The organism is Streptomyces noursei, from assembly GCF_016917755.1.
In the GTDB taxonomy this organism is placed as follows: domain Bacteria; phylum Actinomycetota; class Actinomycetes; order Streptomycetales; family Streptomycetaceae; genus Streptomyces; species Streptomyces yunnanensis.
The window spans coordinates 5,393,034-5,417,583 of the sequence record NZ_CP070326.1 but is presented as its reverse complement, the minus strand read 5'-3'; the positions used below and the strand labels follow the sequence as shown (position 1 = coordinate 5,417,583).

General features: G+C 72.3%; 22 protein-coding genes. 12 read left to right on the top strand and 10 right to left on the bottom strand.

What is annotated here, in order from left to right:
• Window positions 1-59: 59 nt before the first annotated feature.
• Window positions 60-1,259: a septum site-determining protein Ssd gene (ssd, locus tag JNO44_RS23975; protein WP_240167643.1), complete on the bottom strand. Its 1,200-nt coding sequence runs from the start codon at window positions 1,257-1,259 to the stop codon at window positions 60-62.
• A gap of 457 nt (window positions 1,260-1,716) precedes the next feature.
• Here ssd and JNO44_RS23970 point away from each other — a divergent pair, with 457 nt between their 5' ends.
• Entirely contained in the window at window positions 1,717-2,649 is a 933-nt protein-coding gene (locus tag JNO44_RS23970; protein ID WP_205370350.1) for an HAD family hydrolase, read from the top strand.
• Window positions 2,650-2,916: 267 nt separating this feature from the next.
• Here the strand turns inward: JNO44_RS23970 and JNO44_RS23965 are convergent, their stop codons facing one another.
• On the bottom strand, window positions 2,917-3,774 hold the full coding sequence (locus JNO44_RS23965) for a Fic family protein (RefSeq protein WP_205366035.1): 858 nt from the start codon (window positions 3,772-3,774) through the stop codon (window positions 2,917-2,919).
• Window positions 3,775-3,874: 100 nt separating this feature from the next.
• Here JNO44_RS23965 and JNO44_RS23960 point away from each other — a divergent pair, with 100 nt between their 5' ends.
• Window positions 3,875-4,861, top strand: a complete 987-nt coding sequence (locus tag JNO44_RS23960; RefSeq protein WP_205366034.1) for an ATP-binding protein — start codon at window positions 3,875-3,877, stop codon at window positions 4,859-4,861.
• Here JNO44_RS23960 and JNO44_RS23955 read toward each other — a convergent pair.
• Entirely contained in the window at window positions 4,842-6,113 is a 1,272-nt protein-coding gene (locus tag JNO44_RS23955; RefSeq protein ID WP_205366033.1) for a polysaccharide deacetylase family protein, read from the bottom strand. The genes JNO44_RS23960 and JNO44_RS23955 overlap by 20 nt on opposite strands.
• 320 nt (window positions 6,114-6,433) lie before the next feature.
• Here JNO44_RS23955 and JNO44_RS23950 point away from each other — a divergent pair, with 320 nt between their 5' ends.
• From JNO44_RS23950 to JNO44_RS43655, 6 genes are all read left to right on the top strand, one after another.
• Window positions 6,434-8,752 carry a SulP family inorganic anion transporter gene (locus JNO44_RS23950; protein ID WP_205366032.1) on the top strand — a complete coding sequence of 773 codons (2,319 nt, stop codon included), beginning with the start codon at window positions 6,434-6,436 and terminating at the stop codon, window positions 8,750-8,752.
• A gap of 148 nt (window positions 8,753-8,900) precedes the next feature.
• Complete coding sequence (acs, locus tag JNO44_RS23945) at window positions 8,901-10,862, top strand: acetate--CoA ligase (protein WP_205366031.1); 1,962 nt, start codon at window positions 8,901-8,903, stop codon at window positions 10,860-10,862.
• Between the two features lie 295 nt (window positions 10,863-11,157).
• On the top strand, window positions 11,158-12,552 hold the full coding sequence (gene nhaA / locus JNO44_RS23940; RefSeq protein ID WP_205366030.1) for a Na+/H+ antiporter NhaA: 1,395 nt from the start codon (window positions 11,158-11,160) through the stop codon (window positions 12,550-12,552).
• Window positions 12,553-12,596: 44 nt separating this feature from the next.
• Window positions 12,597-13,055 carry a phage holin family protein gene (locus tag JNO44_RS23935; protein WP_073444358.1) on the top strand — a complete coding sequence of 153 codons (459 nt, stop codon included), beginning with the start codon at window positions 12,597-12,599 and terminating at the stop codon, window positions 13,053-13,055.
• Window positions 13,052-13,981: an alpha/beta fold hydrolase gene (locus JNO44_RS23930; RefSeq protein WP_102926661.1), complete on the top strand. Its 930-nt coding sequence runs from the start codon at window positions 13,052-13,054 to the stop codon at window positions 13,979-13,981. Before JNO44_RS23935 ends, JNO44_RS23930 begins: the two co-directional genes overlap by 4 nt.
• Before the next feature lie 165 nt (window positions 13,982-14,146).
• On the top strand, window positions 14,147-14,344 hold the full coding sequence (locus JNO44_RS43655; protein WP_235093952.1) for a hypothetical protein: 198 nt from the start codon (window positions 14,147-14,149) through the stop codon (window positions 14,342-14,344).
• 78 nt (window positions 14,345-14,422) lie between these two features.
• Here JNO44_RS43655 and JNO44_RS23925 read toward each other — a convergent pair whose 3' ends face one another.
• The 3 genes from JNO44_RS23925 to nth all read right to left on the bottom strand — a co-directional run bounded on the left by JNO44_RS23925 (window position 14,423) and on the right by nth (window position 17,400).
• Window positions 14,423-15,622 carry a MarP family serine protease gene (locus JNO44_RS23925; RefSeq protein ID WP_205366029.1) on the bottom strand — a complete coding sequence of 400 codons (1,200 nt, stop codon included), beginning with the start codon at window positions 15,620-15,622 and terminating at the stop codon, window positions 14,423-14,425.
• A gap of 13 nt (window positions 15,623-15,635) precedes the next feature.
• Window positions 15,636-16,361 (bottom strand): NUDIX hydrolase, encoded by a 726-nt coding sequence (locus JNO44_RS23920; protein WP_205366028.1) that lies wholly within the window; start codon window positions 16,359-16,361, stop codon window positions 15,636-15,638.
• Window positions 16,362-16,428: 67 nt separating this feature from the next.
• The gene (nth, locus tag JNO44_RS23915) at window positions 16,429-17,400 is read right to left on the bottom strand and encodes an endonuclease III (RefSeq protein WP_205366027.1); all 972 of its coding nucleotides are present in this window, start codon (window positions 17,398-17,400) and stop codon (window positions 16,429-16,431) included.
• A gap of 381 nt (window positions 17,401-17,781) precedes the next feature.
• On the opposite strand from nth, the gene JNO44_RS23910 reads away from it, so the two are divergent.
• Both JNO44_RS23910 and JNO44_RS23905 read left to right on the top strand, forming a co-directional pair.
• Window positions 17,782-18,456: a Crp/Fnr family transcriptional regulator gene (locus tag JNO44_RS23910; RefSeq protein ID WP_003981529.1), complete on the top strand. Its 675-nt coding sequence runs from the start codon at window positions 17,782-17,784 to the stop codon at window positions 18,454-18,456.
• A 243-nt stretch (window positions 18,457-18,699) separates the two neighbouring features.
• Window positions 18,700-19,455, top strand: a complete 756-nt coding sequence (locus JNO44_RS23905; protein WP_420882673.1) for a nucleotidyltransferase — start codon at window positions 18,700-18,702, stop codon at window positions 19,453-19,455.
• A gap of 82 nt (window positions 19,456-19,537) precedes the next feature.
• Here JNO44_RS23905 and JNO44_RS23900 read toward each other — a convergent pair whose 3' ends face one another.
• From JNO44_RS23900 to JNO44_RS23885, 4 genes are all read right to left on the bottom strand, one after another.
• Window positions 19,538-20,368 carry an MBL fold metallo-hydrolase gene (locus JNO44_RS23900; RefSeq protein WP_205366026.1) on the bottom strand — a complete coding sequence of 277 codons (831 nt, stop codon included), beginning with the start codon at window positions 20,366-20,368 and terminating at the stop codon, window positions 19,538-19,540.
• Window positions 20,365-21,270, bottom strand: a complete 906-nt coding sequence (locus JNO44_RS23895; RefSeq protein ID WP_205366025.1) for an NUDIX hydrolase — start codon at window positions 21,268-21,270, stop codon at window positions 20,365-20,367. Before JNO44_RS23895 ends, JNO44_RS23900 begins: the two co-directional genes overlap by 4 nt.
• An 89-nt stretch (window positions 21,271-21,359) precedes the next feature.
• Entirely contained in the window at window positions 21,360-21,824 is a 465-nt protein-coding gene (locus tag JNO44_RS23890) for a RidA family protein (protein ID WP_205366024.1), read from the bottom strand.
• Complete coding sequence (locus tag JNO44_RS23885; protein WP_003967454.1) at window positions 21,821-21,979, bottom strand: Sp36 family protein; 159 nt, start codon at window positions 21,977-21,979, stop codon at window positions 21,821-21,823. The genes JNO44_RS23890 and JNO44_RS23885 overlap by 4 nt, the downstream gene beginning before the upstream one ends.
• A 153-nt stretch (window positions 21,980-22,132) precedes the next feature.
• Here JNO44_RS23885 and bagA point away from each other — a divergent pair, with 153 nt between their 5' ends.
• On the top strand, window positions 22,133-23,110 hold the full coding sequence (gene bagA / locus JNO44_RS23880) for an ATPase BagA (protein ID WP_205366023.1): 978 nt from the start codon (window positions 22,133-22,135) through the stop codon (window positions 23,108-23,110).
• A complete protein-coding gene (gene bagB / locus JNO44_RS23875) occupies window positions 23,107-24,489 on the top strand; it encodes an ATPase BagB (protein WP_205366022.1) in 1,383 nt (460 codons plus the stop codon). The genes bagA and bagB overlap by 4 nt, the downstream gene beginning before the upstream one ends.
• Window positions 24,490-24,550: the final 61 nt, after the last annotated feature.

Here is a 24,550-nt window from a genome sequence, read left to right as displayed (position 1 = left end):
ACCGCACCGCCCGCCGGCCGCCCGGCCCCGGGTCCGCACCGCTCCCCTCTTCCGCCACCTCATTCCGGCGCACCCCCCGGCCCCGGCTCGGCCCCGCGGCCCGCGTCCACGGCGGTCACCGCGCCGGCCCCTCCTCCTCTTCCCCCTCCGCCGCCCCTGGCCCGCCCCCAGAACCCCGCGCAGAACCGCGCCAGCGGCCCCCGCGCCCGTGCACCGGGCACCCGCCCCCGCGCCAAGTCCTCCGACAGCCCCGCCTCCCACGGCAGTTCACCCGCCAACGGCAGCCCCACCAGGCGCGCGATCTCCTCGGCCGTCGGCCCGCCGCCGCACCCCGGTCCGGGATGCCCGCAGGCCACCACCCGGACGTCGCGGAGCACCGCCCGCACCCCGTCGGCCACCCGGCGGGCCGCCGCCACCGCGCGCAGCTCCGCGGGGACGAGCAGCAGCCCGACGTCCACCTGCGCCAGCGCCTCGGCCACCGTCCCGTCGACCCTGCGCGGCAGGTCGACGACCACCACCCCGCCACGCCGCCGGGCCGCGGCCAGTACCGCCCGCACGGCCGGCGGCGGGATCGCCACCTCCGCGCCCCGGTCCCAGCTCAGGACCCGTAAGGAGTGCAGCCTGGGCAGCGACTCGGCGAGCGCGCCACCCGCCACCCGGCCGCGCGACTCGGCGAAGGCGGGCCACCGCAGCCCCTTCTCCTGCTCGCCGCCCAGCAGGACGTCGAGCCCACCGCCCAGGGGGTCGCCGTCCACGAGCAGGGTGCGCTCCCCCGTGCGGGCGGCGGTGACGGCCAGCGCGGCCGCCAGGGTGCTCGCCCCGGCGCCGCCGCGCCCGCCGATGACCCCGACCGTCAGGGCCGGCGGCCCGGCCCCCTCGACCGCGTCGGCGATCCGGTCCACCAGCCAGCGCTCGCCGTCGGGGAGGGCCAGCACCCGCTCGGCCCCGATCGCCACCGCCTGGCGCAGCACGGCGACATCGTCGGCGTGGTCGGCGTCGCGACCGGCGATGATGACGCCCGCCCGGCGGCCGGTGGCGGACAACCGACCGGCGACGTCCGCCCCGACGACCACCAGCGGCGCCGATTCCCACTCCTCTTTCCGCGGCGGCGGCCGGTGCGCCACGTGGGGCAGCGCGCCGGCCGCCGCGCACAGCCGCAGAAGGTCGTCGAGGAGCTCTTCGTCTTCGGTGATCAGCAGCGGACCGTCCCGCTCTTCACCGCTTCGCACCAGCTGGTCGGAAGTAGATGATCCGGACACGTTCTGTCCCCCTATCGCTACGCAACTCGCGCTTCCGCGAACTTCGCGGACTTTCACGGTGCAGCGATCGGGAAATCTCTGTGGATCTTGACCCAAATCTGTGGACAACTCCGCGGCTGTGAATATCCCCGTCACCTATTCCAGCGACGAAGGGACACTTCTGAGGCGTATGGGAAGCCTCCGCAGAGCAGCGCGACGACTACCCTGAGTGATGGCATATGCATGACAGAAGCGCACGCCGACAACGCGCGAAGAGCGGCTACATCAGGGGCTCACGGCAGAAAAAGCATCCGGACATGCGACGACCCCCGCCGGGGGGGAGAGCGGGGGTCGTCCCCACGGCCGACTCGGGGGGGGAGGAGCCGGACCGGGTTAGCACGGTCGCGAACGATCCGTGACTTCCATGGTGTACCCGAGAGCCTTCTCAGGCAAACCCACGCGCCACACCTTACGCCGAATGGTGGGCGCCTATGCTCGCCCCGTGGAAAACCACTCCGTGCCTCACTCGACTCCCCGTACTGCCGCGTTCTTCGACTTGGACAAGACCGTCATTGCAAAGTCGAGCACGCTGACCTTCAGCAAGTCCTTCTACCAAGGCGGCCTGATCAATCGGCGGGCCGTACTGCGCACCGCGTACGCCCAGTTCGTGTTCCTCGCGGGCGGCGCCGATCACGACCAGATGGAGCGGATGCGGGAATATCTCTCGTCGCTGTGCCGCGGCTGGGACGTGGCCCAGGTCCGGGAGATCGTCGCCGAAACCCTGCACGATCTCATCGACCCGATCATTTACGACGAAGCCGCCTCGCTCATCGAGGAACACCACGCGGCCGGACGGGACGTCGTGATCGTCTCCACCTCCGGCGCCGAGGTCGTCGGGCCGATCGGTGAACTCCTGGGCGCGGACCGGGTGGTGGCCACCAGAATGGTGGTCGGCGACGACGGCCGCTTCACCGGAGAAGTGGAGTATTACGCCTACGGGCCCACCAAGGCGGAGGCCGTACGGGAACTCGCCGCGTCCGAGGGATACGACCTCCAGCGCTGCTACGCGTACAGCGACTCGATCACCGATGTGCCGATGCTGGAAACGGTCGGCAACCCCTGCGCGGTCAATCCGGACCGGGCGCTGCGCCGCGAGGCGACCGCCCGCGGCTGGCCGGTGGTCACCTTCAGCCGACCGGTGCCGCTCAAGAAGCGGCTTCCCACCCTGGCGATGCCCTCCCGGCCGGTGATCACCGCCGTCGCCGCGGTCGGCGCGGCGGCCGCCACCGCAACCCTGGTCTGGTACGCGAGCCGCCGTAATACGGGAAAGAAACGGCTTGCCGTATTGCCCGCATTTGCGGGCAAACGTAAAGATCTGCGGGCTGGGGTTCCGCTCCTCCCCCATGAGTAGTACAAAGGACTTAACGGCCCGCGAGACCAAGGACATCCGAGAGGAACGCCTTTAACGCATCGAGGCCCACGGACCGACGCATGAATGCCGAGCACCCACGCGACGCCGACCCGTCGATTACGGGCCAGCCGCACCAGGTAAGCGGACAACGAATCCGACCTGATGGGCAAAAATTCGTGCACGCTTGGTAACTCGACAGACGTGCCAGCGGCGGTACCTCAGGGTTGGTACCGCCGCAACCCGTGTCGGGGGCCGTGCGCCGCGTTGTTACGCCGCACCGCGCTGCAGCGCCTCGCAGACCGCCGTGCTCTCCCGTACACCCAGCTCGACCGCGCGCCCACAGTGGGCGATCCACTGCGCCATGCCTTCCGGGGTGCCCGAGACGTACCCCTGGAGGGCCGCCGTGTAGGCCGCGCTCCCCTGTTCCGCGTGCCCGACCTCGGCCGGGCAGATCGACTTCGGGTCCAGACCGCTGCCGACCAGCACGATCCGCTCCGCCGTCCGCGCGACCAGCCCGTTGTACGAGCCGAAGGGCCGCAGCGCCATCAGTTCGCCGTGCACCACCGCGGCCGTCACCAGGGCCGGTGCCGCGGTGCCCGCCAGCAACAGCCGGGACAGCCCGTCCAGCCGCCCGGCGACCTCGTCGGCGTCCGGCAACGGCAGCTCGACCAGCGGCTCGTCCACCGGCTCGGCACCCTGCCGGGGCCGCCCCACCGTCTCGTCGTCCACGCCGCCGCCGGCCGCGACCAGATGGAGCCGGGCCAGCACCCGCAGCGGCGACTGCCGCCAGACGCTCAGCAGTTGGCCCGCCTCGGCGGTCAGCCGCAGCGCCGCGCCGACCGTGCGCGGCTCGCCCCCGGCACCGAAGTCGGTGCGCCGCCGGACCTCTTCCAGCGCCCAGTCCGCCCCGGAGAGCGCCGCGGAAGCCCGGGCCCCGCGCAGCGCCGCCTCGGCGGTGATCTCGGTGCTGCGACGTCGCATGACCCGGTGCCCGTAGACCCGGTCGACGGCCTTGCGGACGGAGTCCACGGAGTCGGCGACCCCCGGGAGCGACGCCAGGGACGCGAGCGGGTCGTTGCTCGCCTGCGGGGGTTCGGGGGGCGTCCCCCCGGAGATTCCAGCCATGAGGACGACCCTACGCACCACCAGGCCGGACCCCTCGAAGGAGTGGTCTTCTTCACGTAAACCACCCGCCGAGAGGTTTGCCACACCTAGCCTGCCGAACATGAAGATCGCTTTCGTAGGCAAGGGCGGCAGTGGCAAGACCACGCTGTCCTCCCTGTTCATCCGGCACCTCGCCGCGGCCCGGATCCCCGTCATCGCGGTGGACGCCGACATCAATCAGCACCTGGGCGTCGCGCTCGGCATGGACGAGGCGGAGGCCGCCGCACTGCCCGCGATGGGCGCTCAGCTCCCTTTGATCAAGGACTACTTGCGTGGCAACAACCCCCGCATCCCGTCCACCGAGACGATGATCAAGACCACTCCTCCCGGTGAGGGGTCGCGGCTGTTGCGGGTCTGCGAGGACAACCCGGTCCACGACGCCTGCGCGCGGGCGCTGGCCCTCGATGACGGTGCGGTGCGGCTGCTGGCCACCGGCCCGTTCACCGAGTCCGATCTGGGTGTGGCCTGCTACCACTCCAAGGTCGGCGCGGTCGAGCTGTACCTGAACCACCTCGTCGACGGCCGCAGGGAGTACGTCGTCGTCGACATGACCGCCGGATCGGACTCCTTCGCCTCCGGGATGTTCACCCGTTTCGACATGACCTTCCTGGTCGCCGAGCCGACCCGTAAGGGCATCGCGGTCTACCGCCAGTACAAGGAGTACGCGCGGGACTTCGGCGTCCCGTTGAAGGTCATCGGAAACAAGGTCCAGGGGGCGGACGATCTGGCGTTCCTGCGTGCCGAGGTGGGCGAGGACCTGCTGGTGTGCGTCGGTCACTCGGACTGGGTGCGGGCCGTGGAGAAGGGGCGGCCGGCCCCCTTCGCCCTCCTGGAGGAGGGCAACCGCCGCGCCCTGGAGATCCTGCACGACACCGCCGACGCCTCCTATGAGCGCCGCGACTGGGAGCGCTACACACGCCAGATGGTGCACTTCCACCTGAAGAACGCGGAGAGCTGGGGCAACGCCAAGACCGGGGCCGACCTGGCCGCCCAGGTCGACCCCGCCTTCGTGCTCTTCGAGGGGGCGGCTACCCCACAACCGGCGTGATCCGGGCGGCCGGCGCCGGACCGGATGCCTCCGGGGCATCGGAGAGGTACACCGCCCAGCCGTCCTCCGGCGCCCGGCCCACCGGCAGGTCCTGGAGCTTGGCCAGCACCTGCGGGTCCTGGACGTCCAGCCAGTCGCTCAACTGCTTGAAGCTGACACAGTGCACGCCTTCACGGGGGCAGATCTCCTTGATCGCCTCTTCGACGGCCTTCATGTAGGTGCCGCCGTTCCACGACTCGAAGTGGTCGCCGACGAACAGCGGGGCGCGGTTGCCCTGGTAGGCGCGCTCGAAGGCGTCCAGGATGCCGTCGCGCATCTGTCGGCCCCAGGCGGCGTGCATCGCGCGGTTGCCATGGGTGGAGCCGGACTGGTTGGCCAGGAAGTTGTAGTCCATCGAGAGCGCCTCGTAGCCCCGGCCGGGGAACGGTATCTGCTGGAGCGGGAAGTTCCACAGGCCGTCGATCTTCCGTGGCCAGGTCTGCAGACCACCCGACGAGCTGGCGTCGTAGCGGAAGCCCATCTCCTTGGCCGCGGGTATCAGATTGTGCTGCCCCTCCAGACAGGGGGCGCGTCCGCCGACCAGCTCCTTGGCGTAGTCGAACGGGAGCGGCGGCTCGTCCCTGAGGCCGGAGTTGGTCTTCCAGTTCCGGACGAACGACACGGCCTGTTCGATCTCGCTGTGCCAGTCCTCCGGCGTCCACCTGCCGACCCCGTTGCGGCCGCAGAAGTGGCCGTTGAAGTGGGTGCCTATCTCGTTGCCGTCCTCCCAGGCGCCGCGCATCTGGGCCAGGGTGTCCTTGATCCCCTGGAGGTCGTTGAAGCCGATCGCCGAGGAGCCGACGGGGTGGCCGGGCGGTTCGTAGAGCTCCGCCTTCGCGCTGGGGAGCAGGTAGACGCCGCTGAGGAAGTACGTCATCGTCGCGCCGTATTTCTTGCCGACGGCGCGGAAGTGGGAGAACAGCTTCTGGCCGTCCTCACCGGCGCCGTCCCAGGAGAACACCACGAACTGTGGTGGTCGGCCGCCCGGATCGAGGCGCGTGGGCCGGGGTTGGTGGGGCTGCGCCCCGGTGTACGCGGTGGAGCCGTCGCCTATGAGGCGGAGCGGGTGGACGGCCGGCCCCCCGGCGGGTTCCGCGCGCCCTTTGGTGGTGCTCTGCCACGGCCCGTCCTCGGTCGCCGCGGAGCAGCCGGCTATCGCCGCCAGTGCCACCGCCGCCGCGATGCGCACTGTCGTCTTCGATATGACTGGCATCGGCCACCTCATTCCTGGTGCGCACGGCACCATGGGATCAATCAGGGCGAACCCGCAGAAACTCCTAATATCCATTGACAGGTGAACAAAAGAGGACGACGAAAGTCGGCTTATTCACTCGATAGATGGAATGGCTGCGCCATTTGCCCCAAAAGCCTTCTCGGGGTCTTTACGCATCATTACGATTCATTTACCGATGCTTGAGAGTCACCGGCTCGTCACCCACCGCGGCGCCCGCCGGCCGGCTCGCTCCCGCCGCAGCACACCGCCGCCCCGCGATCGCGCCCGAGGCCGACCGCGCCGCCCCGGAGGAGACGGGAATGTCGCAGATCCAGAAGTCACCGCAGCCGCCGACCGAGCTCCCGCCGGAGCCCCTCACGCCCTCAGCGGCCACACTCCGCGGAAGGACAGCAGGCACGGCCTGGCGGCGGGACCTCTCCGCCTCGGCCGTGGTCTTCCTGCTGGCCGTCCCGCTGTCGCTGGGCGTTGCCCTGGCCACCGGAGCCCCGCTCCAGGCCGGGCTGGTCGCCGCGGCCGTCGGTGGGATCGTCGCCGGGCTCCTGGGCGGCGCACCGCTCCAGGTGACCGGCGCCGCCACCGGCCTCCTGGTGGTCACCGCCGACCTCGTCCAGCGCTACGGCTGGCGCGCCACCTGCCTGGTCACGATCCTTGCCGGGCTGGCGCAACTCGCCCTCGGGGCACTGCGGGTGGCCCGCGCGGCGCTCGCCGTCAGCCCGGCGATCGTGCACGGCATGCTCGCCGGCATCGGCGTCACCATCGCCATCGGGCAGCTCCACGTGGTGCTCGGCGGCAGCCCCGACAGCTCGGCCGTCGACAACGCCGCCGCGCTGCCCGACCAGCTGGCGCATCCGCACGCCACCGCGCTGCTGATCGGGGCCGTCACGGTCGCCGTGCTGGCCGGCTGGCCACGGCTGCCGGGCCGCGCCGGGCGCTGGGCGCGGCTGCTGCCGGCGCCGCTCGCCGCAGTGCTCGCCGCGACCGCGGTCGGCATGGGGGCGACGGTGCCGCGCGTCGAGCTGCCGTCCTGGCGGCTGCCCGAGCCGCCCGTGTTGCCCGACGTCTCGCTCGCCGCCCTGGTCACGGCCGTGCTGACGGTCACCCTCGTCGCCAGCATGGAATCGCTGCTGTCCGCGGTGGCGGTGGACCGGCTGGCCGCCGAACGGCCGGGGACGCCTCCGGGACGGCCCCGACTCAACCGCGAACTGGCCGCACAGGGCCTGGCGAACGTCGTTTCCGGCCTGCTGGGCGGCCTGCCGGTCTCCGGCGGCGCGATCCGCGGCTCGGCCAATGTGCGGGCCGGTGCGGCCACCCGCCGGGCGACCGTGCTGCACGGCGTCTGGGTGCTGCTCTGCGCGGGGCTGCTGGCCGGGGTGCTGGAGCTGATCCCGCTGGCCGCCCTGGCCGCGCTGGTGATGGTCGTCGGGGTGCGGATGGTCAGCTTCGCGCACCTCAAGCACGTGCAGCGGCACCGCGAATTCCCGGTGTACGCGGCCACGCTGAGCGCCGTGGTGCTCTTCGGCGTGCTGCCCGGGGTCGTGACGGGCATCGCGGTCGGGATCTTCCTGGCGCTGCGGCGGCTGACCCACACCCGGGTCCAGGTGACGGAGGAGGCCGGCCGCCACCGGGTGCGCGTCAGCGGCCAGTTGACCTTCCTGGCGGTGCCGCGGCTGACCCGGGGCCTGGCGCAGGTGCCGCCGGGCGCCGACGCCGTCGTCGAGCTGTGCGGGTCGTTCATGGACCACGCCGCCTACGAGGCCCTGCAGTCCTGGGCGACCACCCATCGGGCGACCGGGGGACCGGTGACCCTCGGGGGCCGCTCCGGCCGCCCGCTCGCCGAGCCGGCCAGCACGCACTCCTGCCGGCCGTGGACGCCCTGGCGCAACCACCACTGCACCCGCCCCGCGCCGGACCGCGCGGCGGCCCGGCACAGCGGCAGCCAACTGCTGGGCGGGGTCAGCGCGTTCCAGCGGCACACCGCCCCGCTGGTGCGCGAGGAGCTGGCCCGGCTGGCGCGGGAGGGCCAGCGCCCCACCCAGCTCTTCCTGACCTGCGCCGATTCCCGGCTGGTGACGAGCATGATCACGTCGAGCGGGCCGGGCGATCTGTTCACCGTGCGCAACGTCGGCAATCTGATGCCGCCGCCCGGTGCGGACGCCTCCTGCGACTCCGTGGGCGCCGCGGTCGAGTACGCGGTCGAGGTGCTGCGGGTCGACTCGATCACCGTCTGCGGGCACTCCGGCTGTGGCGCCATGGCGGCGCTCCTCGACGCGGCCGGCTCCCCGCCGCCGTCGAACGAGGCCACCCCGCTCGCCCGTTGGCTGCGGCATGGCCGCCCGAGCCTGGCCCGGATGGCGCGGATCGGGCGGTTGGGCCGGGGCGAAGTCGCCCTCGCCGAGCGGCCGGTGGCCGACGACCAGGAGCGACTGGCGCTGGTCAACGTGCGGCAGCAGCTGGACCACCTGCGGGCGCACCCGTGCGTCGCCCGCCGGATGGCCGAGGGAACCCTCACCCTGCACGGCATGTACTTCCACGTCGCCGAGGCCCAGGCGTACCTGTTGGACGAGCGCAGCGGACGGTTCCGCGCGGTGCGCGCCGACGTCCCGGCGATCGGCGTCTGACCTGCGTAAGAACACCCGAACGGCCCTCCGAGGGACCAGATTCGGACAGGTCTACACCAATAGTTGTCCACAGACCTTGTCAGGGTCGACCGCGGGCTGATGAGCTATGACCCGGGACACATCGCACGCCCTGGGATTGGGAGATGTCGTGAGCAACGAGAGCCTGGCCAACCTCTTGAAGGAGGAGCGGCGGTTCGCACCGCCCGCCGAGCTGGCCGCGGACGCCAACGTCACGGCCGCCGCGTACGAACGGGCCGCGGCGGACCGGCTGGGCTTCTGGGCCGAGCAGGCCAAACGCCTGACCTGGGAGACCGAGCCCATTGAGACCCTCGACTGGTCCAACCCGCCGTTCGCGAAGTGGTTCGCCGACGGCAAACTCAACGTCGCCTACAACTGCGTGGACCGCCACGTGGAGAACGGCCTCGGCGACCGGGTCGCGATCCACTTCGAGGGCGAGCCCGGCGACAGCCGCGCGATCACCTATGCCGAGCTCCAGCGCGAGGTCTGCAGGGCCGCCAACGCCCTGACGGAGCTGGGCGTTCGGGCCGGTGACCGGATCGCCATCTACCTGCCGATGATCCCGGAGGCGGTGATCGCCATGCTGGCCTGCGCCCGGCTCGGCGCGCCGCACTCCGTGGTCTTCGGCGGCTTCTCCGCGGACGCGCTGGCGACGCGGATCAACGACGCCGACGCCCGGGTGGTGATCACCGCCGACGGCGGCTACCGCCGCGGCAAGCCCTCCGCCCTCAAGCCGGCCGTCGACGAGGCGCTGACCAAGCCCGGCACGGAGGACGTCCGCAACGTGCTGGTCGTCCGCCGCACCGGCCAGGACGTCGGCTGGACCGAGGGCCGGGACGTGTGGTGGCACGACCTCGTCGAGCGGCAGAGCGAGCAGCACACCCCCGAGGCGTTCGACGCCGAGCACCCGCTGTTCATCCTCTACACCTCCGGGACGACGGGTAAGCCCAAGGGCATCCTGCACACCACCGGCGGCTACCTCACCCAGGTCTCGTACACCCACCACGCGGTCTTCGACCTGAAGCCGGAGACCGACGTCTTCTGGTGCACCGCCGACGTCGGCTGGGTGACGGGCCACTCGTACATCACCTACGGCCCGCTCTCCAACGGCGCCACCGAGGTGCTCTACGAGGGCACCCCGGACACCCCGCACCAGGGCCGCTGGTGGGAGATCGTCCAGAAGTACGGCGTGACGATCCTGTACACCGCGCCGACCGCGATCCGCGCCTGCATGAAGTGGGGCGACGACATCCCGGCGAAGTTCGACCTGTCGTCGCTGCGCGTCCTGGGATCGGTCGGCGAGCCGATCAACCCCGAGGCGTGGATCTGGTACCGCAAGCACATCGGGGCGGACCGGGCGCCGATCGTCGACACCTGGTGGCAGACCGAGACCGGCGCGATGATGCTCAGCCCGCTGCCCGGCGTGACGGAGACCAAGCCCGGCTCGGCGCAGCTGCCGCTGCCCGGCATCGCCGCCACGGTGGTCGACGACGACGCCAACGAGGTGCCCGACGGCGCCGGCGGCTACCTCGTCCTGACCGAGCCCTGGCCGTCGATGCTGCGCACCATCTGGGGCGACGACCAGCGCTACCTGGACACCTACTGGTCCCGCTTCGAGGGCAAGTACTTCGCCGGTGACGGCGCCAAGAAGGACGACGACGGCGACATCTGGCTGCTGGGCCGGGTGGACGACGTGATGCTGGTCTCCGGCCACAACATCTCCACCACCGAGGTGGAGTCCGCGCTGGTCTCGCACCCGAAGGTGGCCGAGGCCGCCGTGGTGGGCGCCACCGACCCGCAGACGACCCAGGCCATCTGCGCCTTCGTCATCCTGCGCGGCGGCGCGGACGAGGGCGAGGGGCTCGTCGACGAACTGCGCGCGCATGTCGCCCAGCAGCTCGGCCCGATCGCCAAGCCCAAGCGGATCCTGCCGGTCGCGGAGCTGCCCAAGACCCGCTCCGGAAAGATCATGCGGCGGCTGCTGCGCGACGTCGCCGAGAACCGCACCCTCGGCGACGTCACCACGCTCACCGACTCCTCCGTCATGGACCTCATCCAGTCGAAGCTGCCGAGCGCGCAGAGCGAGGACTGACGCACCGGGCGAGGCCCGCCGCGACGGCGGCGGGGCCGAGCCCCCGCGCCCCAGCACTCAGGGAGGGGCACCGGGCCGCCGCGGCCGGTGCCCCCTCCGGCGTTTCCGCGGCCGGCCCGCCCTCCCCCGGCGGCCCGACGCCCGAATTGCCCGTAAAGTTATCCCCACGCATTAACCCCTTGCACCCACCCGTTAGGGTTAGGGCAGCGTCAGCGTGGCGCTAAGAAACTCTGGGTGCGCCGGGAAGTCTGGTCGGCAACTGCTACAGCCGTTCTCAGCTGCCGGAGGTCGTCGCGTGACTGCGCCCAGCAACCGCCGCTCCATATTCCTGGGCCGGATGCCCTTGCCGGAGCGGAATTTCATCGCCGAAGCACTGCGCACCGAAACCGTCGGCGGAGTCCTTCTCCTCGCCGCCGCCATCGCCGCCCTGATCTGGGCCAACACCCTCGGCGGCAGCTACGAGGCGGTCCGCGGCCTGCACATCGGCCCGGAATCGCTCGGCCTGGACCTCTCGCTCCAGCACTGGGCCGCCAACGGCCTGCTCGCGATCTTCTTCTTCGTCGCCGGCATCGAGCTCAAGCGCGAACTGGTCGCCGGCGAACTCCGCGACCCCAAGGCCGCCGCCCTCCCGGTGATCGCCGCGATCTGCGGCATGGCGACCCCGGCCCTCGTCTACTTCGTCGTCAACGCGGCCGGCGGCGGCTCCCTCCGGGGCTGGGCGGTCCCCACGGCCACCGACATCGCCTTCGCACTCGCCGTCCTCGCGGTCATCGGCACCTCCCTGCCGTCCGCGCTGCGTGCCTTCCTGCTCACCCTCGCCGTCGTCGACGACCTCTTCGCGATCCTGATCATCGCGATCTTCTTCACCTCGAAGATCAACTTCCTCGCCCTCGGCCTGGCCGTCGCCGGCCTGGCGCTCTTCTACCTGCTGCTGCGCAAGGGCGTCCGCGGCTGGTACGTGTACGTGCCGCTCGGCGTGACGATCTGGGCGCTGATGGAGAACAGCGGCGTGCACGCCACCATCGCCGGCGTGGCCATGGGCCTGATGCTGCGCTGCCACCGCCGCGACGACGAGCGGCAGTCCCCCGGCGAGCACATCGAGCACCTGGTCCGCCCGCTGTCGGCCGGACTGGCGGTGCCGCTGTTCGCGCTGTTCTCCGCGGGGGTGTCCATATCCGGCGGCGCCGTCCACGACGTCTTCACCCGGCCGGAGACCCTCGGCGTGGTCCTCGGACTGATAGTGGGCAAGGCGGTGGGCATCTTCGGCGGCACCTGGTGCACTGCCCGCTTCACCAGGGCCGAGCTCAACCCCGATCTGAAGTGGCCGGACGTCTTCGGCGTCGCCGCCCTGGCCGGCATCGGCTTCACCGTCTCCCTGCTCATCGGCGAGCTGGCCTTCGCCGGCGACACCACCCTGACCGACGAGATCAAGGCGTCGGTGCTGATCGGCTCGCTGCTCGCGGCCGTCTTCGCCGGCATCCTCCTCAAGATCCGCAACAACAAGTACCGCGTCCTGTGCGACGAGGAGGAGCGGGACGACGACCAGGACGGCATCCCCGACGTCTACGAACGGGACCAGCCGGAGTACCACCTCCGGATGGCCGCGATCCACGAGGCGAAGGCCGCGGAACATCGCAAGCTTGCCGAAATGGCCGCCCACGCCCGCTCCGGGGACCATGGTCCGGCATGATCTGAGAGGCTTTGCATCCAGGTGAAGAGAAGAGGGAGACGGCGATGAGCGCAGCCGACGACGGTGCGGACCGCAGCCTCGGGCAGCTGGTGGCCACGGCGACCGCCGAGATGTCCGCGCTGGTGCACGACGAGATCGCACTGGCCAAGGCGGAACTGCGGGAGGACGCCAAGCGGGCGGGCATCGGCGGTGCCGCGTTCATCGTGGCGGGCGCCCTGGCGCTGTTCGCGCTGCCGGTGCTGAGTTTCGCGGCGGCCTACGGCATCCACAACCTCGGCCTCGGGCTCGCCTGGTCCTTCCTGATCGTCGGCGGCGCCTTCCTGGTGATCGCCGCGCTGCTGATCCTGATCGCGATGGCCAAGATCAAGAAGATCAGCAAGCCGGAGAAGTCGATCGCCTCCGCCAAGGAGACCGCGGCCGTGCTGCAGAAGGCCAGGCCGCACCCGCGGGTGTCGGAAGCGGACCACCCGGTCCTGGAGTCTGTGACACGCTCGTCGGTATGACAGCCCCTGACAGCACCGCCTCGGTCGTGCGGCTCGCCCTCCCGGGCGGGCAAGAGGTGACGCACCGGGACGTCGCGGCCAACGGTGCGCGCTTCCACATCGCCGAGCTGGGCGACGGCCCCCTCGTGCTGCTGCTGCACGGCTTCCCGCAGTTCTGGTGGACCTGGCGGCACCAGCTGCCCGCGCTGGCCGACGCGGGCTTCCGCGCGGTCGCCATGGACCTGCGGGGCGTCGGCGGCAGCGACCGCACCCCGCGCGGCTACGACCCGGCGAACCTCGCCCTCGACATCACCGGCGTCATCCGCTCCCTGGGTGAACCGGACGCCGCGCTGGTCGGGCACGATCTGGGCGGCTACCTCGCCTGGACGGCCGCGGTGATGCGACCCAAGCTGGTCCGCCGGCTCGCGGTGTCCTCGATGCCGCACCCGCGGCGCTGGCGGGCCGCGATGCTCGCCGACGTCCGCCGCAGCTCCCACATCTGGAGCTTCCAGCGGCCCTGGCTGCCCGAGCGCCGGCTGACCGCGGACGACGCGGCGCTGGTGGGCCGGATGCTCCGCGACTGGTCCGGGCCCGGGCTCCCCGAGGACGAGACCGTCGAGGTCTACCAACGGGCGATGGGCATCCCGTCCACGGCGCACTGCTCGATCGAGCCGTACCGCTGGATGGTGCGCTCGATGGCCCGTCCCGACGGCATCCTGTTCAACCGCCGGATGAAGCTGCCCGTCCGGGTCCCCACCCTGCATCTGCACGGCTCCCTGGACCCGGTGATGCGCACCCGCAGCGCCGCCGGCTCCGGCGAGTACGTCGAGGCCCCCTACCGCTGGCGGCTCTTCGACGGCCTGGGGCACTGGCCGCACGAGGAGGACCCGGCCGCCTTCTCCGCCGAACTGATCAACTGGCTCAAGGACCCGGAACCGGACCGCTGACGGCCCGCGCATCCGCGTCCGGCACCCACCGCCCGCCCCGGGACCGGTCCACCCCGCCGCGTCATACGAACGTTCGTCTGACGAACAGCCAATTGCCTGACGCATAGGCCAATTGGCTCTCTCCCGGGCGGTTACGGACCTTGGGCCCCGGGCACAGTCGAGGGTATGGGCTGGACGCACGACTACCGTGACGTGGCACGCAACCGCCGCAGCAGTGCCGCTGCAGTGGGCACGCAGGACAGGGGTACCCCGGATCTCGGATCCGGCGGGTCCCCGGATCCGGCGCACCCCATGGGAATCCCCCGCATCCTGCGCCGCAGAGCGCGCTGGATGAGCGCACGCCTGCGCCATTCCCGAAGCTGACCCCGGCGCGCCTGCCCGGCGCGACCGCCGGGCCGTGTCCCGTCCGCAAGCGAGCGGTGCACGGCCCAGCACCCGGCCTCAGATCGCGCACCCCTGGGTGTCGACCTGCCGGCTCGCGACCCGGCCCCGGACGGCGTCCTGCCGGACCTCGTCGGCGGTCAGCGCGTAGCCGGTCCGGGCGTCGTCCCGCGACTTGGCGAAGACCACTCCGTAGACCTCGCCCTGAGGGGTGAGCAGCGGGCCGCCGGAGTTGCCCTCCCGGACGGTGGCGTAGAGCGAGTAGACGTCGCGACCGACGGTGCCGCGGTGGTAGATGTCCGCGCCGTCGGCCTGGATGCGGCCGCGGATCCGGGCCGGGCGGACGTCGTAGCCGCCGTTCTCCGGGAAGCCGGCGACGATGGCGCTCTTGCCGCTGCTGGCGTCCTTGGCGGCGAACTTCAGCGCCGGGGCACGGAGCTGCGGGACGTCCAGGACGGCGATGTCGCGCTCCCAGTCGTAGAGCACGACCTTGGCGTTCACCGGGAGGCCCTCGCCGCCCACCTGGACGGTGGGGTCGCTGACGCCGCCGACGACGTGCGCGTTGGTCATCACCCGGTGCGGCGCGAAGACGAAGCCGGTGCCTTCGAGGATCTTGCCGCAGCTGGGCGCCCGGCCGACGATCTTGACGATGCTGTGCCGGGCGTCGGCCGCCACGGGGCTGTTGGCCAGCGCCGGGTCCGGCGGGCGCACCGGCCGGATCGGCTCGTTGGAGAACGGCGTGAAGACCTGCGGGAAGCCGTTCTGCGCCAGCGCCGAGGAGAAGTCGGCGAACCAGGTGCTGGCCTGCGGCGGCATGACCCGGGAGACCCCGAGCAGCACCTTGGAGTTGCGGACCTCCTTGCTGAGCGTCGGCAGGGACGTGCCCGCCAGCGCGGAGCCGATCAGCCAGGCCACCAGCAGCATCGCCATGACGTTGACCAGCGCCCCGCCGGTCGCGTCCAGCGCGCGCGCCGGTGTCCAGGTGATGTGGCGGCGGAGCTTGTTGCCGAGGTGGGTGGTGAGCGCCTGGCCCACCGAGGCGCAGACGATCACGATGGCGACCGCCGCGATCACCGCGAAGGTGCCCGGTTTGGCATCGTCGGTGACCCCGTTCCAGATCACCGGCAGCACATAGACCGCGATCAGACCTCCCCCGAGGAAGCCGATCACGGACAGGATGCCGACGAGGAAGCCTTGCCGGTAACCGACGATCGCGAACCACACGGCCGCGACCAACAGCAGGATGTCCAGGACGTTCACGCCGGACACCGTCTCACGAGCGCCAGTCGAGCGGGACCTGCTTCTCGCGGTCCCATGGGATCTCCCACCCCGCGTAGTGCAGGATCCGGTCGATCACCCCGGCGGTGAAACCCCAGACCAGCGCGTCCTCGACGAGGAAGGCGGGGCCGACGTGGCCGCTGGGGTGACGGGTGGTGACCCGATGTGCCGGGTCCGTGAGATCCGCCACGGGAACCGTGAAGACCCGGGCGGTCTCGCCGCGGTCCACCACGCCCACCGGGCTCGGCTGCCGCCACCACCCCAGCACGGGCGTCACGACGAAACCGCTGACGGGGATGTAGAGCCGCGGCAGCACCCCGAAGACCTGGACGCCGGCCGGGTCCAGCCCGGTCTCCTCCTGGGCCTCGCGCAGCGCCGCGCGGACCGGACCCGGCCCGTCCGGATCACCGTCCTGCGGATCGAGCGACCCGCCGGGGAAGGAGGGCTGCCCGGCGTGCGAGCGCAGGGTGCCGGCGCGCTCCATCAGGAGCAGCTCGGGCCCACGGGCACCGTGCCCGAAGAGGATCAGCACGGCGGACTGCCGGCCGCCGTCCTCGGGCGGCAGGAACCGGCTGAGCTGGCGCGGCTCCACCGTGGCGGCCGCGCGTGCCACCGGGGCCAGCCACTCGGGCAGTCCCTCGGTCGTCACCGCGACCTCCCGCCCGGCCGCCGCCGGACGGGCATCCGTCGTCTCGCCGTACTGCTCCCGTGCACTCGTCATCCGCGCCCCCTTGAGGCTTAACGTCGATGGTCGGTCCGCCAGTGGAGTCGTGCTCGCCGTCGCCGCCCTACGAGGCCGCCAGCGGGAGCGCGGGCTGTCCGGGGTAGTCGGACGGCGGCTTCAGCCGCTGCCCGGGCTGGCCGCCCAGCTCGTACTTGAGCAGCTTCTTCGCCTTCTCCGGGTCGGTCTCGCCCTCGCCGTACGAGGGGCACAGCGGGGCGATGGGACAGGCCCCGCAGGCGGGCTTGCGGGAGTGGCAGACGCGGCGGCCGTGGAAGACCACGCGGTGCGAGAGCATCGTCCACTCGCTCTTGGGGAAGATCTCGGCGACGTCGGCCTCGACCTTCTCGGCGTCCTGCGCGGTCGTCCAGCCGAAGCGGCGCGCCAGCCGGCCGAAGTGCGTGTCCACGGTGATGCCGGGGACGCCGAAGGCGTTGCCCAACACGACATTGGCGGTCTTGCGGCCGACGCCGGGGAGCGTGACGAGGTCCTCCAGACGGCCCGGCACCTCGCCGCCGAAGCGGTCGCGCAGCGCCGTGGAGAGGCCGATCAGCGACTTCGCCTTGGCGCGGAAGAAGCCGGTGGGGCGAATCAGCTCCTCCAGCTGCTCCGGGGGGATCGCGGCCATGTCCTCGGGCGTGGGGCAGACGGCGAAGAGCCGGGGGGTGGTCTGGTTGACCCGCAGGTCGGTGGTCTGGGCGGACAGGACCGTGGCGACCAGCAGCTCGAAGGGGTTGCCGAAGTCCAGCTCGGGGTGGGCGTAGGGATACAGCTCGGCCAGCTCGCGGTTGATCCGCCGGGCGCGGCGCACCATCGCGACCCGGGACTCGGGCTTGCGGGCGGGGGCCGCCTTCTTGGCGGGGGCCTTCGCGGGGGCCTTCTTGGCGGCCGTCTTCTTCGCCGCCGCCGGCGTCGCGGCCGCGGTCTTCTTGGCGGGTGCCTTCTTGGCCGCGGTGGTCGTCTTGGTCGCGGTGGTCGTCTTGGTCGCGGTCTTCTTCGCGGTCTTCTTCGCCGCCGGCTTCGCGGGGGTCTCCGTCACGGCCGCCTCCTTCGCCTCGGGTGCGACGCGCCGGTGGCGGGCGCCGTCGGCCTCCGCCCGGTCGTCACCCCGGGGGACGATTTGTTACTTTTGTCGGTATTCGAGGCGCCTGTGGGCAGCTGTTCGCCCACAGCGGAATCGCGCCGCGCGCTCACTCTCTCGGCCCCCAGTCCTCTGCTCTCACCGGCGTATTGGACACTCGGCCAGACTAAGGCCCCCCACTGACATCCGACCCGATCACCGAGATTCGTGACCCCAATCGGCCCCCTGCCGTATGGCTCGGACCACGGGTCCGGCAAACTTGTGATTGATCGCACTGTTTTGCATTCCGGCATGATGGGGACCACAGTCCTCCGGAGCATGTCGACAAGGAGAGAACTCGTGGACGACGTTCTGCGGCGCGCCCCGCTCTTCGCGGCGCTCGACGACGAGCAGGCGGCCGAGCTTCGCGCCTCGATGGGAGAGGTCACGCTCGCCCGCGGCGACGCCCTGTTCCACGAAGGGGACCCGGGCGACCGCCTGTACGTGGTCACCGAAGGCAAGGTGAAGCTCCACCGCACCTCCCCCGACGGCCGCGAGAACATGCTGGCCGTCCTCGGTCCCGGCGAGCTCATCGGCGAACTGTCCCTCTTCGACCCCGGACCGCGCACGGCCACGGCCACCGCGCTCACCGAGGTCAAGCTGCTCGGCCTGGGTCACGGCGACCTCCAGCCCTGGCTGAACGCCCGCCCCGAAGTGGCCACCGCCCTGCTGCGTGCGGTCGCCCGCCGGCTGCGCAAGACCAACGACCAGATGTCCGACCTGGTCTTCTCGGACGTGCCGGGCCGTGTGGCGCGCGCCCTCCTGGACCTGTCGCGCCGCTTCGGCGTGCAGTCCGAGGAAGGCATCCACGTCGTGCACGACCTCACCCAGGAGGAGCTCGCCCAGCTGGTCGGCGCCTCCCGGGAGACCGTCAACAAGGCGCTCGCGGACTTCGCGGGACGCGGCTGGCTGCGCCTGGAGGCGCGCGCGGTGATCCTGCTGGACGTCGAGCGGCTGGCCAAGCGCTCGCGCTGACGCCCGCGGCCACGCGACCGCACCGAAGGCCCCGCTCCGGCGGGGCCTTCGCCGTGCCCGGGCCGCGGCGGGCAGCCGCCCGTAATTGGCTCGCCGCCCGCCGCTCCGCCGCTCCATAGTGAGCGCCATGACGACCGACGGTGGATCCGGGAGCCATGGCAAGGGCCTCGACGAGGACGGCTGCTTCGTACGGGAAGGGTCCCTGATGGGGGTCCCCCCTGCTCCTTAAGAGCTTGGGGGAGGGTGGCCGCGCCGTTCGCGCCCGTCGTGGCGGGGCTGAGCGCCCGCCTGGCCGACCGCTTCGCGCCCGACAGGCTGCTCAGCGCCTACCTCTACGGCAGCATCCCGCGCGGCACCGCCGTCCCCGGGGTGTCCGACCTCGACGCGCTGCTCGTCCTGCGGACCGCCCCCACCGACGCCGATCGGGCCGCCGCCCGGGCCGTCGAAGCCGAGCTGGACGCCGCCTTCCCGCAGATCGACGGCGCCGGGATCCTGCTGATGGCCGTGGACCGGCTGCTCGGCGCGGAGGAGCGGTACGACGGGGCATGGTTCGTGGCCTGTCTGTGCACGCCACTCAGCGGGCCCGACGTGACCGCGTCGCTGCCCCGTTACCGGCCCACCTCGCTCCTCGCCCGGGAGACCAACGGCGACCTCCACCGCCGGCTGCCCGGCCTGCGCGAGCGAGCCGCCGCGGCGGCCGCCCCCGAGGAGCGCGCCCGGCTGACCAGAGGGGTCGCGCGCAATCTCGTCCGCACCGGATTCACCCTGGTCATGCCCCGCTGGGGCGGCTGGACCAGTGATCTCGTCGAGTCCGCCGAGGTGTTCGGGCGCTACTACCCGGCGCACGCCGAGCAGATGCACGCCGCAGCGCGCGCCGCCCGGAACCCGGCCGCGCGCCCCGAGCTGCTCGACGAGCTGCTGAGCGGGCTCGCCCCCTGGCTGGCCGACGAATACCTGGCCGTCCACGGGGCAAAGGCGCTCCCCCCACAGGGGCCCTGACACGCCGGCAGGACCCCGGCCCGCACACACCGGGCCCGCCCGAAGGCCGTGGACAGCCCCTGGACCGGCCGTGGACAGCCCCCTAGATCAGGCCGTGCTCGCCCAGGTAGTCCAGCTGCGCCCGCACCGACAGTTCGGCGGCCGGCCACAGCGAGCGGTCGACGTCCGCGTACACGCTCGCCACGACCTCGGCGGGGGTACGGTGGCCGGCCTCCACCGCGGTCTCCACCTGGGCGAGCCGGTGCGCCCGGTGCGCCAGGTAGAACTCGACCGCCCCCTGGGCGTCGTTCAGCACCGGCCCGTGGCCCGGGAGGACCGTCGAGACCCCGTCGTCCACGGTGAGCGAGCGCAACCGGCGCAGCGAGTCCAGGTAGTCGCCCAGCCGGCCGTCGGGGTGCGCGACCACGGTGGTGCCGCGCCCCAGGATCGTGTCGCCCGTCAGGACCGCCCCGTCGGCGGGCAGATGGAAGGAGAGCGAGTCCGCGGTGTGCCCCGGGGTGGGCACCACCCGCAGCTCCAGTCCCCCGGTGGTGATGACGTCGCCCGCGCCGAGTCCCTCGTCCCCCAGGCGCAGCGCCGGGTCCAGCGCACGTACGGGGGTGCCGGTCAGCTCGGCGAACCGGGCCGCCCCGTCGGCGTGGTCCGGGTGCCCGTGGGTGAGCAGGGTCAGCGCGACCCGGTGCCCGGCCCGCTCCGCGGTCTCGACGACGGCCCTGAGGTGGGCGTCGTCCAGCGGTCCGGGGTCGATGACGACGGCCAGGTCGGAGTCCGGCTCGGCGACGATCCAGGTATTGGTGCCGTCCAGCGTCATCGGGGACGGGTTCGGGGCCAGCACGCAGTGGGCGCGCGCGGTGGCCCGCCCCGAGATGGCACCGCCGCGGGGCTGGCCGGGGAGGGCGGCTGCTTCAGTCATGCGGAAGGACCTCCCGGGGCGTCGGCAGGGCCGTCGTCCGTCGTCGCGATGTGCTTGGTGAACTCGTCGTGGCCGGGCCAGCTGAGCACGATCTCGCCGGCCACCAGGCGGGCGCGGGCCAGCACCGGCGTCAGGTCCTGCGCCCCGGCCCCGGCCAGCGCCTCGGTGACGCCGGCGTACGGCTGGAGGGAGCGCAGCGTGGAGATCGTCGGCGGCATCATCAGCAGCTCGCCGCGGTCGTAGCCGGCCGCGGCCTCCTCCGGGCGGATCCACACCGTGCGGTCCGCCTCCGTTGAGACGTTGAGGGCGCGCTGGCCCTCCGGGAGCGCGGCGACGAAGAAGAACGTGTCGTAGCGGCGCGGTTCGAACTCCGGGGTGATCCAGCGCGCCCAGGCGGCCAGCAGGTCGGAGCGCAGCACCAGGCCGCGGCGGGCCAGGAAGTCGGCGAAGGACAGCTCATGGGCGACCAGCGCCGCGCGGTCGGCCTCCCAGTCCTCGCCGGTGGTGTCCGCGACGACCGTGCTGGCCGAGTCGCCGGCGAGCAGCACCCCGGCCTCCTCGAAGGTCTCGCGCACCGCGGCGCAGACGATGGCCTGCGCGGTGGACGGGTCGACGCCCAGCCGCACCGCCCATGCGGCGCGCGAGGGGCCCGCCCACCCCACGGGGCGCTCGTCGCGGGGATCCACGGAACCGCCCGGATAGGCGTACGCGCCTCCGGCGAAGGCCATGGAGGCGCGTCTGCGCAGCATGTGGACGGCGGGGCCGCCGTGATCGGTGTCCCGCAGCAGCAGGACCGTCGCGGCCCGCCGCGGCGCGGGCGGCGTCAGTTCGCCGTTCGTCAGGGCCCGGATGCGGGCCGGCCAGTCCGGCGGGTACCACTGACCGTTCGTCGTCGACGCCATGGCCGGATGCTATGCGCTCGCGTGCGGATGTTCGAGGGGCCCTCCGGGGAGAGGGCCCGATCCGGACGCGAGCGCACCGCTCGTGCGCGTCAGTCGGCGATCTCGACCTGGATCTCGACCTCGACCGGGGCGTCGATGGGCAGCACCGCCACGCCCACCGCGGAGCGGGCGTGCACGCCCTTCTCACCCAGGATCTCGCCGAGCAGCTCGCTGGCGCCGTTGACGACGCCCGGCTGGCCGGTGAACTCCGGCGCGGAGGCCACGAAGCCGACGACCTTCACGACCCGGACGATCTTGTCGAGGTCGCCGGTGACGGACTTCACGGCGGCCAGCGCGTTCAGCGCGCAGACCGCGGCGAGCTCCTTGGCCTGCTCGGGGCTGACCTCGGCACCGACCTTGCCGGTGACCGGCAGCGCGCCGTCCACCATGGGCAGCTGGCCGGAGGTGAAGACGTACGAGCCGGAGCGCACCGCGGGCTGGTAGGTGGCCAGCGGCGGCACGACCTCCGGCAGCTTCAGGCCGAGCGACGCGATCTTCTCCTCTACGGCGCTCACGCCTTCTCCCGCTTCAGGTAAGCCACCAGCTGCTCGGGGTTGTTCGGGCCCGGCACGACCTGGACCAGCTCCCAGCCGTCCTCGCCCCAGGTGTCCAGAATCTGCTTCGTCGCGTGCACGAGGAGCGGCACGGTCGCGTATTCCCACTTGGTCATGGGCCGAGCGTAATGCCTGTGCCGGGCGCCCTCGGCCCGCGACCCCTGGGGCGCATCCCCGACCCCGTCCCCGCCCGCGCGCGGGCGGATCTCCGGGGGTTCCCAGGCGTATCCCGTGCGTACCCGGGACGCGGACTGGTTAGGCTCCTTGCCGTGAGCAGGCTCCATGTCGTCAGCGGCAAGGGCGGCACCGGCAAGACCACGGTCGCCGCTGCCCTCGCCCTCGCCCTGGCCACCGAGGGGCGCCGTACCCTCCTGGTCGAGGTCGAGGGCCGGCAGGGCATTGCCCAGCTGTTCGAGACCGAAGCGCTTCCCTACGAGGAGCGCAAGATCGCGGTGGCCCCCGGGGGCGGTGAGGTGCACGCCCTGGCCATCGACGCCGAGCGCGCCCTGCTGGACTACCTCCAGATGTTCTACAAGCTCGGCAGCGCCGGCCGGGCCCTGAAGAAGCTCGGCGCCATCGACTTCGCCACCACCATCGCCCCCGGCCTGCGGGACGTCCTGCTGACCGGCAAGGCGTGCGAGGCCGTCCGCCGCAAGGACAAGAGCGGCGCGTTCGTCTATGACGCGGTCGTGATGGACGCCCCGCCCACCGGCCGCGTCACCCGCTTCCTGAACGTCAACGACGAGGTCGCCGGCCTGGCCAAGATCGGCCCGATCCACAATCAGGCCCAGGCCGTGATGCGGGTCCTGAAGTCCCCCGAGACCGCGGTGCACCTGGTGACGCTCCTGGAGGAGATGCCCGTCCAGGAGACCGCCGACGGCATCGCCGAGCTGCGCGAGGCCGGCATCCCGGTGGGCGGCATCGTGATCAACATGACCCGCCCCGCGCTGCTGGACAACGGCGATCTGGAGGTCGCCGCCCGCGGCGCCCGGGCCGGCATCGCCAAGGCGCTCTCCCAGGCCGGCCTGGGCGGCGCCCGCCGCGGCGGCCTCGCCGAGCGTCTGATCGACCCCCTGCTGGAGCAGGCGCGCGAGCACGCCGAGCGGGTCGAGCTGGAGCGCGCCCAGCACGCCGAGCTGACCGCCCTGGGCCTGCCCACCTACGAGCTGGGGCTGCTCCCCGAGGGAGTGGACCTCGCCGGGCTCTACGGCCTGGCCAGAGACCTGCGGAAACAGGGGCCCATATGACCTCGGACGACACGACGCTGGACGCCTCGGCCCCCTGGCTGGAGGTCGATGCCCTGATCGACGACCCGCGCACCCGCATCGTGGTGTGCTGCGGCTCGGGCGGCGTCGGCAAGACCACCACCGCCGCGGCACTGGGCGTGCGCGCCGCCGAGCGCGGCCGCAAGGTCGTGGTGCTGACCATCGACCCGGCCCGCCGCCTGGCGCAGTCGATGGGCATCTCCGAGCTCGACAACGTCCCCCGCCGGGTGAAGGGCGTCGACGAGGCCGCCGGCGGCGAACTCCACGCGATGATGCTGGACATGAAGCGCACCTTCGACGAGATCGTCGAGGGCCATGCGGACGCCGAGCGGGCCCGCGCCATCCTGGAGAACCCGTTCTACCAGTCCCTGTCTGCCGGTTTCGCCGGCACGCAGGAGTACATGGCGATGGAGAAGCTCGGCCAGCTCCGCGCCGGCGACGCGTGGGACCTGATCGTCGTGGACACCCCGCCGAGCCGCTCCGCGCTGGACTTCCTGGACGCGCCCAAGCGCCTGGGGTCCTTCCTGGACGGCAAGTTCATCCGCGTCCTGATGGCGCCGGCGAAGGTCGGCGGTCGGGCCGGCATGAAGTTCCTCAATGTCGGCATGTCGATGATGACCGGCACCCTCAGCAAGCTGATGGGCGGCCAACTCCTGCGCGATGTGCAGACGTTCGTGGCCGCGATGGACACCATGTTCGGCGGCTTCCGCACCCGCGCGGACGCCACGTACCGCCTGCTCCAGGCGCCCGGCACGGCGTTCCTGGTGGTCGCCGCGCCGGAGCGGGACGCGCTGCGCGAGGCGGCGTACTTCGTCGAGCGGCTGGCGGCCGAGCAGATGCCGCTGGCCGGGCTGGTGCTCAACCGCGTCCACGGCAGCGGTGCGGCCCAACTCAGCGCGGAGCGCGCGCTGGCCGCCGCGGAGGCGCTGATGGAGGACCTCGCCGACCACGCACCGGAGGACGCGGAGGAGGCCCCGCAGGGGCCGGACGACGACCCCAACTCACCATCCGGCGAGGCCGGTTCACCGCTCGCGGAAAATCTTGGTCCGGACGGCATTGTGGATCTCGCCGACGGGAAGACTGGATCACGTACCCCCGGCGGCCCCTCCCCCGCCGCCGCGGAGCATGCGGCATCCCCATCGGCCCCGGCAGCGCAACTCGCCGCCGGACTCCTACGGCTGCACGCGGAACGCATGCAGGTCCTGGCGCGCGAACGACGCACCCGTGACCGCTTCACCGCACTGCACCCCGAGGTGCCAGTGGCGGAGGTCGCCGCGCTGCCCGGCGACGTCCACGACCTCGCGGGCCTGCGCGCGATCGGCGACCGCCTCACGCTGCGCCCGGGCGCGACCGACGACTGACCGTCGGCTGCCCTGCGGCCTGCCGACAACCGGTCGGCGACGGACGGATCCTCCCCGGCCG

What these genes read in the sequence shown, in the direction of transcription:
- JNO44_RS23895 (WP_205366025.1), bottom strand. Translation starts at nt 21,270, where the DNA reads ATGGCGTCGACGACGAACGGTCAGTGGTACCCGCCGGACTGGCCGGCC.
- JNO44_RS23935 (WP_073444358.1), top strand. Translation starts at nt 12,597, where the DNA reads ATGAGCGCAGCCGACGACGGTGCGGACCGCAGCCTCGGGCAGCTGGTG.
- JNO44_RS23965 (WP_205366035.1), bottom strand. Translation starts at nt 3,774, where the DNA reads ATGGCTGGAATCTCCGGGGGGACGCCCCCCGAACCCCCGCAGGCGAGC.
- JNO44_RS23930 (WP_102926661.1), top strand. Translation starts at nt 13,052, where the DNA reads ATGACAGCCCCTGACAGCACCGCCTCGGTCGTGCGGCTCGCCCTCCCG.
- bagB (WP_205366022.1), top strand. Translation starts at nt 23,107, where the DNA reads ATGACCTCGGACGACACGACGCTGGACGCCTCGGCCCCCTGGCTGGAG.
- JNO44_RS43655 (WP_235093952.1), top strand. Translation starts at nt 14,147, where the DNA reads ATGGGCTGGACGCACGACTACCGTGACGTGGCACGCAACCGCCGCAGC.
- JNO44_RS23970 (WP_205370350.1), top strand. Translation starts at nt 1,717, where the DNA reads ATGGTGGGCGCCTATGCTCGCCCCGTGGAAAACCACTCCGTGCCTCAC.
- JNO44_RS23920 (WP_205366028.1), bottom strand. Translation starts at nt 16,361, where the DNA reads ATGACGAGTGCACGGGAGCAGTACGGCGAGACGACGGATGCCCGTCCG.
- JNO44_RS23900 (WP_205366026.1), bottom strand. Translation starts at nt 20,368, where the DNA reads ATGACTGAAGCAGCCGCCCTCCCCGGCCAGCCCCGCGGCGGTGCCATC.
- JNO44_RS23885 (WP_003967454.1), bottom strand. Translation starts at nt 21,979, where the DNA reads ATGACCAAGTGGGAATACGCGACCGTGCCGCTCCTCGTGCACGCGACG.
- JNO44_RS23960 (WP_205366034.1), top strand. Translation starts at nt 3,875, where the DNA reads ATGAAGATCGCTTTCGTAGGCAAGGGCGGCAGTGGCAAGACCACGCTG.
- JNO44_RS23955 (WP_205366033.1), bottom strand. Translation starts at nt 6,113, where the DNA reads ATGCCAGTCATATCGAAGACGACAGTGCGCATCGCGGCGGCGGTGGCA.
- JNO44_RS23950 (WP_205366032.1), top strand. Translation starts at nt 6,434, where the DNA reads ATGTCGCAGATCCAGAAGTCACCGCAGCCGCCGACCGAGCTCCCGCCG.